The organism is bacterium (assembly GCA_026398675.1).
Lineage (GTDB): Bacteria > RBG-13-66-14 > RBG-13-66-14 > RBG-13-66-14 > RBG-13-66-14 > RBG-13-66-14.
In genome coordinates this window covers 1-2,103 of record JAPLSK010000319.1, presented here as the reverse complement: position 1 = coordinate 2,103, position 2,103 = coordinate 1, and the positions used below count along the sequence as shown (strand labels likewise).

General features: G+C 69.2%; 3 protein-coding genes. All 3 read left to right on the top strand.

What is annotated here, in order from left to right; all coding sequences use genetic code 11:
• The coding region (locus NTW26_09375; GenBank protein MCX7022463.1) for a DNA integrity scanning protein DisA nucleotide-binding domain protein at positions 1–371 on the top strand (371 nt) is incomplete at its 5' end.
• A gap of 75 nt (positions 372–446) precedes the next feature.
• On the top strand, positions 447–1,385 hold the full coding sequence (locus tag NTW26_09370) for a CdaR family protein (GenBank protein ID MCX7022462.1): 939 nt from the start codon (positions 447–449) through the stop codon (positions 1,383–1,385).
• 114 nt (positions 1,386–1,499) lie between these two features.
• Positions 1,500–2,103: tetratricopeptide repeat protein (locus NTW26_09365; protein MCX7022461.1), on the top strand; the 604-nt coding region annotated here is incomplete at its 3' end.

Below are 2,103 nucleotides of genomic sequence, written 5' to 3'. Positions count from 1 at the left end.
ACACCGACGGCTTAAGGTACTACATCGAGCGCGGGGTGAAAATCGGCGCCCAGGTGACGCCGGAGCTCCTGGTGACCATCTTCACCGAGAAGAGCCCGCTGCACGACGGTGCGACCATCATCCGCAACGGGATGGTGGCCTCGGCGGGTACGATGCTGCCGCTGGCCGATCCGCCGGGGCTTTCGCGCAAGTACGGCGCCCGGCACCGCGCCGCCATCGGCATCTCCGAGGAGTCCGACGCCTTGGCCCTCGTGGTATCCGAGGAGCGCCAGGTGGCCTCCATCGCCCGCAACGGCAAGCTCACCGAGTACACCATCAACGAGCTCGGCAAGCTGCGCTCCGATCTGACGAAGATTTTCGGCGTGGACTAGGGCGGAACCCCCGCCTTTCCACGCGCGGCGACACGGGCTCGGCCGTCCTTGTCCCGGTCAACCCTGGAAGGTCCGATGGCCTCCAAGCGTGCCCGTTTCTGGCAGTCGCTTTCCAAGAACTGGGGACTGAAGGTCATCTCGCTGGTGGTGGCCGCCGCGGTCTGGCTCTACGCCAACGCGGTCGCCGAGCGCACGCGCACCTTCAACGTCCCCGTGGTCCTGGCCAATGTCCCCCCGGGCACCGTCGTCACCGCCGGCAGCGAGAGGACCGTCCCCGTGATAGTCCGCGGCCGGGGCATGGACCTCTTGTCCTTGACCGACGAGGACTTCTCCGCCGAGGTGGACCTCCAGGGCCGCAAGCTCGGGCCCACCACCCAGGAGATCGCCACCGGCGACGTCTCCCTCCCCCCCGGCTTCGAGCTGACGATCCTGAACGTCCTGCCGCACCGCGAGCTCGTCATCACCCTGGACGCAGAAAAGGTGAAGAAGGTGCGTGTCCGGCCACGCATCGTGGGCCGACCCTCCGAGGGGCTCACGGTGGCCCGCGTGACCTGCGACCGCCCCGAGGTGCGCCTGCGCGGCCCGGCGAGCGCCCTGGCCGAGATGACCTACGTGGAGACCGCGCCGGTTGACATCTCGGGCATGACCGAGTCCGGCCGGCGGCAGGTGGCGCTCATGCCCATCGGACCGGGGGTCGAGCCGGTGGAGGGGCTCTTGGTGGTGGTCAACGTGGAGCTCATCCCGGCCGAGGTCCATTCCTGGCGGGTTCCCGTGCAGGTGGTCCGCGTGCCCGAGGGCTTCGCCGCCGTCCTTAAGCCCCGGACGGTGGAGCTGGTCGTCGAGGCGCCGGTGGGCGAGCTCGCCGACTCCGCCCCCTCCGTGGAGGTCTTCCCGCCGGTCTGGCGGGCCGGGGTGTACGCGGTGGAGCCGGTGCCGGTCCTGCCGCCGGGCGCACGGGTCAAGTCCATCCACCCCCCCGTCCTGGAGCTGACCCTCGAGCCCCTGTCCGGGTAGCCCCTCGGGAATCGGGTAGCGCCTTCGTCGCCCGAACGCCGGGCGGAAACCCTCGGTGGAGGCTCTTGGGAAACGCAGGATTGCCGTCGGCCCGAACGCCGGGAGGAAACCCAGGTGCGTAAAGCGACCGTCCTTTTGATCCCGCTTCTTTTCACCGCCGCCCTGGGTCTCGAGCGCGAGGTGGACGAGGCGCTGACCACGGCCATCACGGCCTACCGGGATGGGAACCTGGAAGACGCCCAGCTCCTCTTCGTGGACTACCTCACGAGCGGCCCCGAGGGCGAGGAACCGCCGTCGGCCGCCGAGGCGTACTTCTACCTGGGGCTCATAGACGAGCTCGACGGGAACCTGACGGAGGCCGAGCAGTTCTACGGCGCCGCCACCGATTCCTGGCCCGACTACTCCGACGCCCTGACCGCCTTGGGCACGCTTCTTTCCATGCGCGGGGAGTACGAGCAGGCCCAGACGAAGCTGGAGCGCGCCGTCTCCCTGGCCCCCGACTCGGCCCTCGCCCTGGCCAACCTCGGATTCATCTACCTCGCCCAGGACCTCACCACCAAGGCGGAGACCCGGTTCCGCGAGGCCCTGGAGCTCAAGCCCGATTACGTCTTCGCCCGGGTCAACCTCGGCTACATCTTCATGGTGACCGAGCGCTACGAGGAGGCGGTGGACCAGTTCCGCTACGCCCTGGCCCTGGAGCCGGACAACCTGGAGGCCA